A 1,292-nucleotide genomic window follows, 5' to 3' on the forward strand; every position below is an offset into this window, starting at 1 on the left:
CTGGACGCGCATCCGCGGCTCGCCGTCGTGACCGGCCGGATCCTGGTGGAGCCCGGCGGCCGCGAGGACCCGATCGTCCCGGAGCTGCGGCACTCGCCCGTCCCCGGGCCGCCGTGGCTGCCGGGCCCGGCGCTCGGCTCGTTCCTGGCGGGGGCCTCCATGGTCCGGGCCGAGGCGTTCCGGGAGGCGGGCGGGTTCTCCCCCCGGCTCTGGCTGGGAGGGGAGGAGGAGCTGCTGAGCGCCGACCTGATGGCGCTCGGCTGGCAGCTGTGCTTCGCCGAGGACGTCGTCGTGCACCACGAACCGTCCCGCGTCCGCGAGGCGCACCTGCGGCGCCGCCACGGGATCCGCAACACCCTGTGGTTCACCTGGCTGCGCCGCCCGCTGCCCGTGGCCGTCCGCAGGACGGCCGTCCTGCTGCGCACCCTGCCGCGCGACCGCGTGACGGCCGCCGCGCTCGCCGAGGCCGCGGCCGGGCTGGCCTGGGTGGCCCGCGAGCGCAGAGTGCTGCCCCCCGACGTCGAGGACCGCCTGCGCCGCCTGGAGGCGGCGCAGCGCGCGTCCAGGGCCCGCCGCTACGTGAGCTAGGGAGACCACCGCATGCCGGACGTGACCATCGTGGTCGTGACCCGCGACCGCGCCCCGGAGCTGCGCCGCAGCCTCGGCCACCACACGGCCCCGGTCATCGTGGCCGACAACGCCTCCGGCGACGGCACCGCCGCCGTCGCGGAGGCGGCGGGGGCGACCGTGCTGAGACTGCCGGCCAACCGGGGCGCGGCCGCCCGCAACGCCGGGGCCCAGCTCGCGGCCACCCGCTACATCGCCTTCGCCGACGACGACTCCTGGTGGGCCCCGGGCGCGCTGGAGCGGGCGGCCGGGATCCTCGACGCCCACCCGCGGACGGCGCTGCTCGCCGCGAAGGTCCTGGTGGGGGAGGAGGAGCGGGTGGACCCCGTCTCCGAGCGGATGGCCAGCGCGGAGCTCGGGCGCCCCGAGGGCCTGCCGGGACCGGCGATCCTCGGCTTCCTGGCCTGCTCGGTCGTCGTGCGCAGGGACGCCTTCCTCGACGCGGGCGGCTTCTCCGGCGTCCTGCACTTCGGCGGCGAGGAGGAACTGCTCGCCCTCGATCTGGCCGCCGCCGGATGGGGGCTCGCCTACGTGCCGGACCTGGTCGTCCACCACCACCCGTCCACGGATGACCCGAAGACCGGCGAGATCGTCGGCACGGACGTCGCCACGCAGACCCGGCAGACCCTCGCCAACCTGGCCGCGATCCTGGCCGAGCACGGCCT

1 protein-coding gene and 1 pseudogene are annotated in these 1,292 nt (G+C 77.1%); both read left to right on the forward strand.

The features are described 5' to 3' along the window. A pseudogene (locus AB0C69_RS42380) lies at positions 1–588 on the forward strand (glycosyltransferase family 2 protein); the annotation flags it as partial. A 12-nt stretch (positions 589–600) separates the two neighbouring features. After that, positions 601–1,292, forward strand: a 692-nt coding sequence (locus AB0C69_RS42385; RefSeq protein ID WP_360362628.1) for a glycosyltransferase, incomplete at its 3' end; no start/stop codon positions are given.

Origin of the sequence: Actinomadura sp. NPDC048032 (genome assembly GCF_040653175.1) — a bacterium.
Taxonomy (GTDB): Bacteria; Actinomycetota; Actinomycetes; order Streptosporangiales; family Streptosporangiaceae; genus Spirillospora; species Spirillospora verrucosospora.